We start from the raw sequence: 4,850 nt of genomic DNA, 5'->3' as shown, positions 1-4,850 counted from the left end.
AAGGATTAAAGTTGGGTGAAATAGCTTTAACCCTTGATGTAACAACAAGAACGATAAGAAACTGGTTAAATAAAATTGATTTAAATCATTAGCTTAATTGTCTACTTAGCTTTGTGATTTGAGAGGTAATATCCTCAATAAATTTGTCTATTTTTATATTATGGTCATCTATTCTAAGAGTGTCTACTGATATGCTAGAGTCTAATTTATAACAGATTTCTTTAATTTTTTCTGGGCTTAGTTTATTTGTGTAATTGTTTTTTATACAGATTAATTCATGTTGAAATTCGCTTAGTTCATTCATGTTTGTTTCTAATTCGAACGAAATAGCCTTAACTTTTTCAAAAATATTATCCAAATTTAAATGTTTATTAATTATGAAAAGGTGATTTAGCGTGAAATAAAGATCATTCACCAATAAATAGACCTCTTTAATTCTATTTAACTCACTATTTGATATTTCTGTACTATCTAAAACCTCATGAGTTATTGGATACATTTCTCTGAAATGATATGCACTAAATCGGCTATATACATTGGAATAATCTCTACTCTTTTTCCAAGCTTTAAAGATTATATTTGTTTGGGAAAGACAGGTAGAAAGAAGTTCAGTTGATGTTTTATAGAGTTCCTGTTCCTTCCATGAGAAATATCCCCAAATTATAACTAAAGGTGTAATTACTGGAGCTGATGTCTGTAAAATTGTCTTTAACGTATCGGAATTTAAATTACATGTACTAGATATTTCAAAGTTACATACATAGCCCCATTGGAATATTAAAATTAATAGATAAGTAGAAAGATAGATCAAAGAGTACAGTAAAATTTTTTTAGACATAAGCTAAGTATTCAAAAAGGGAAAGTGCAAGCCTAAATCAGATATCAGCCGAATGGGGGTTTTCGGTTAGTTACTTTTTCATTTCTTTCTTTAGCTTGTATAGCGTGCTTTCTTTTTTATTCGACGTATCATTTTTCGTATCTTCTTCCCTTTTAGGAATTCCTAACGTTTCTGCAATCTTTTCTGCTAGTCCTACTGTTGTTTCTTTAAAGTTCTTTTCTGTATTTTTAGTCATTTCATTTTCTCATTAAAATTAAGCTCTTTTGGATTATATCATATTCTCAAATAGTTCTTTGTGTACTGAAATTCACACCTTTTAAAATAATGGGCAAGGACACACAAAGGGTACTCTATACAAAAACTAAAGTTTTCGATAGAGTTACCTTTTGTGCCTTGCAAGGGAAGTATCCCTTGACCCTCTTTTCGACTTTATTTATTTCGGGAACATGGCCAACTTTCAGTTAACCAGGTCCCTCATAAAAAAGCCGACCCAATCTACGAAACGGATTTAGCCATGACTAAAAAAGAAATCGTCAAAAGACAGAAAGAAATAAAAATCCGTTTAACAGAAGCGGAACATCAAGCCTTACTTGAACGTATGACAGGTGGGGAGTTGGCAACGTGGATAAGACAAACCTGTTTAGAAGAAAAGCCAAATAAAAAACGGAATTATAAAGTTGCAGATCCTCAACTCTTAGCAGGTCTCGGACGTATTGGTGGAAACCTCAATCAAATTGCTAGACAAGTAAATACAGTTGAATCTGATATAGAAAAAATCAGAGCTTTTGCAGAGCTAGTAATGATTAGGGAACAACTACAAAAGGTTCTAGCCGACTATGATCGTTAAATTTCTAGGAAATAAAGGTGGTGGCAGCGCAGGTGCAACCATTGATTACCTACTTGGTGAAGATCGAGATCGTTTTGGTGCTGTTTTATTAAGTGGTGATCCTGAACTAACACAACGATTAGCAGATAATTTAGATTTCCAAAACCGTTATACGGTGGGCGTTTTATCGTTTGAAGAAGCCAATCTTGAAGAACAGCAAAAACAAGAAATTATGCAGAGCTTTGAAGAAACGCTCCTTGCAGGTTTAGATCGAGATCAATACGACATTACTTGGATAGAACATACAGACAAAGGACGTTTAGAGCTGAATTTCGTTATTCCAAATGTCGAATTAAGCACTGGAAAACGCTTACAGCCGTATTTTGATCAAGCAGACCGCCCATTGGTGGAAAATTGGAAACAAGTTACCAATTTTAATTATGGATTATCAGACCCTCATGCACCTGATAAAGCGCAAGCCATAAAGACTTTGAACAGCCAAAACTTGCCTAAAAATATCAAAGAAATAAAACAGCAGATTGGTACAGCGATAGCAGAGCAGATCAGCAGCGGAAATATCCAAAATCGGCAAGATGTTGTCAATACGCTTGAAAATGCAGGTTTTGAAATCACACGGCAAACAGAACGATCAATCAGTATTAAAAATCCTGACGGCAAAAGAAATATACGTTTAGAGGGCGTAATTTATGAAAATCGACAATTTGATAAACAACTTGCAGAAGAACACAGCCGAGCAGGACAGGATTATCAAAGAACAAGCCGAGAACGCTACGAAACAGCACTTGGAAAGCTACATAGCCTTGTTGAAAGCAAGCAACGAGGAAACCAAGAACGTTTTGAGATCAAACTTACAGACCATCAAAGACCAACAACCGAGCATCAAAAACGCTTTGCGTTTGAATATTCTCACGGGAGCAGTTTTGGGTGGGCTGACTATGTTATTTCTCGTAGTTCTAGGAATAAACCTATGGTTGGGTTATCAGATCAAGGACAAGAAGCAGGAATTAGCAGAGATCAATCTCGAATTAGATCAATCTCCACTAGAAAAGCGTATTTTGAGATCGGTGGAATTTCACGAGAGCAAGGACAAGAAGACCTATTTCATCGTAGCCAAGAACAGCAAAAAAGCGGAAGTATTCGAGAACACCAGCGACCAAAAAGTAATGAAAATAGAGAAATAGGAAATCAACATGACCAACGACTTTATGAATCGCTACAACGTCATCTTGAACTCGTTAGAAACTCAATTGAACGAGCTAAACGAAATAAATCAAAGACAGACCGAGCAGATCGAAGCATTGAGCAATCAGAATCAAGTATTGAGAGTGCAGAACGAGGAATTGAGCAGTCAAAATCGACAATTAAACAATCTGAACAGCAGATTACGAGAGCTGAACAGCGAATTGATGCCCAAATAAAGTTAGAACAAAAATTAAATCAAAAAAAATATGGTATGGAAAGATAGTAAAATATTATTTTTTGGCGTACATTTAGTTTACTATAATACGCATTATGTAAAATATAGGTGATAAAATGGCTACAACAAATTTTAATCTTCGAGTTGAACAAGATTTACGTGATAAAGCATTTCCAGTGTTTGAGCGTTATGGGTTAACTGCATCACAAGCTTTCAAATTATTTTTAACGCAAGTTGCTGAAACAAATAAAATTCCTTTGTCTTTTGATTATGCGGAAGATAATAATGTACCAAATAATGTGACTAAAAAGGCATTGCTTGAAGCTAAAAGTAGAACTGATTTCTCTGAGGCTTATGCGACACCTGAAGAGTTTATGAAAGCAATGCAAGATTTAGCTAATGCGTAAAATATTCGCTGAAGGTCAGTTTAAACGAGATATTAAGAAGCAATTCTTAGAATTGATTACTCCTGCATGGGCAGAGGTATTACATTGCCTTTGTAACGACATTCCTTTGCCCGAAAAATACTGTGATCATGGATTAACAGGTGATTGGTTGGGCTTTAGAGATTGCCATGTAAAACCTGATTTAGTGCTAATTTATGCAGTACGAGAGGATTGTTTACAGTTAGTCAGAATTGGCAGTCATTCAGAATTATTTGGAAAACGTAGAAATAAATAGGACTGATATAAGTCAATAAAAATCAATTAGTTGTTTGAATTAAAAATAGTGTAGTATTTTCTACAGGCGAAAAAAAAGCAGGTCGGCAAACCTACTCTTTTCTCATTGTTTAACAAATACTTAAAGCATCAGTAAACGCAAATTCTATACTTGTATTTTACCGATGTTTTGAGCATTTGCAACATACAGGACGTTGCAAAAGGTGAAAAACGTACAATTAAGCGATTTTTTTGAAAATCTTGCTCATAAACCATACTGTGCAGATGAATTACTGTATGGCTTACAAATAAGACCGAAAAAAACGGCAATCAACATGCAATACATACAGGGCAATCAGCCTTGTATGCTTCATTACTTCTTTTTTGACATAGACCGTTCAGATGCAGTCATGGCATGGCATGACGAAAATTTACCAATGCCTTATTGGACAGCACAAACACAGAAAAACGGTCATGCTCATATTTGCTATAAATTAGAAATTCCACTATGTACCAGTGAATTTGGTAGTCACAAAGCAATAGCCTACGCATCAAAAGTACAAGCAGGACTTGCCAACAAACTTGGCGCAGACGTTGGCTACAGTCACCTCATCACGAAGAATCCATTTCATAAAGATTGGCGTGTCACTTTTTGGAGTGAACAAGCCTATACGCTCGATTATTTAGCCGATTTTGTAGAGCTACCGAAGAAATTAAGCAAAAAACAGGAAGTTTTAGGGCTTGGGCGCAACTGTGCTATGTTCGATACAGTGCGTAAATGGGCATATAAAGCGATTAGAGCGCATAGAGGTGGAATCTATAACACTTGGTTGGATGAGGTATTAAAACACTGTTTAAGCGTAAATGAAGCGTTTTTAGAGCCATTACCATACTCAGAAGTTAAAGCGACTGCTAAGAGTATTGCAACTTATTGTTGGAAGAAAGATGCATACTGCTATCAAGAATTTATAGATCGTCAAAGTCGTAAAGGAAAGTTAGGTGGATTAAAAAGTAATTCTTCTAATGGTGGGGTAGCACGATCAAATCTTTATAACGAAAAAAGAGCATTGGCATTTAATTTGAAAGAAC

The 4,850-nt window shown here is 35.3% G+C and carries 7 protein-coding genes; 5 read left to right on the top strand and 2 right to left on the bottom strand.

All coding sequences use genetic code 11. The features are described from left to right. Positions 1-88: 88 nt before the first annotated feature. On the bottom strand, positions 89-838 hold the full coding sequence (locus C9E89_RS21480) for a hypothetical protein (protein ID WP_107010165.1): 750 nt from the start codon (positions 836-838) through the stop codon (positions 89-91). A 70-nt stretch (positions 839-908) separates the two neighbouring features. After that, on the bottom strand, positions 909-1,073 hold the full coding sequence (locus C9E89_RS23435) for a hypothetical protein (protein WP_171405197.1): 165 nt from the start codon (positions 1,071-1,073) through the stop codon (positions 909-911). 279 nt (positions 1,074-1,352) lie between these two features. Between C9E89_RS23435 and C9E89_RS21475 the strand changes: the two genes are divergently transcribed. The 5 genes from C9E89_RS21475 to C9E89_RS21455 form a co-directional block, all read left to right on the top strand. Next, positions 1,353-1,685 carry a plasmid mobilization protein gene (locus tag C9E89_RS21475; protein ID WP_107010164.1) on the top strand — a complete coding sequence of 111 codons (333 nt, stop codon included), beginning with the start codon at positions 1,353-1,355 and terminating at the stop codon, positions 1,683-1,685. Continuing rightward, positions 1,675-3,150, top strand: coding sequence for a relaxase/mobilization nuclease domain-containing protein (locus tag C9E89_RS21470; RefSeq protein ID WP_107010163.1), 1,476 nt, complete (start codon positions 1,675-1,677; stop codon positions 3,148-3,150). Before C9E89_RS21475 ends, C9E89_RS21470 begins: the two co-directional genes overlap by 11 nt. A 68-nt stretch (positions 3,151-3,218) precedes the next feature. Further along, on the top strand, positions 3,219-3,509 hold the full coding sequence (locus tag C9E89_RS21465; RefSeq protein ID WP_107010162.1) for a type II toxin-antitoxin system RelB/DinJ family antitoxin: 291 nt from the start codon (positions 3,219-3,221) through the stop codon (positions 3,507-3,509). Further along, positions 3,502-3,783, top strand: coding sequence for a type II toxin-antitoxin system YafQ family toxin (locus C9E89_RS21460; protein ID WP_107010161.1), 282 nt, complete (start codon positions 3,502-3,504; stop codon positions 3,781-3,783). The genes C9E89_RS21465 and C9E89_RS21460 overlap by 8 nt, the downstream gene beginning before the upstream one ends. A 202-nt stretch (positions 3,784-3,985) precedes the next feature. Further along, positions 3,986-4,850: replication initiation protein (locus C9E89_RS21455; RefSeq protein ID WP_107010160.1), on the top strand; the 865-nt coding region annotated here is incomplete at its 3' end.

Source organism: Acinetobacter sichuanensis (assembly GCF_003024515.2).
Lineage (GTDB): Bacteria > Pseudomonadota > Gammaproteobacteria > Pseudomonadales > Moraxellaceae > Acinetobacter > Acinetobacter sichuanensis.
This window is presented reverse-complemented; position numbering and strand designations above follow the sequence as displayed.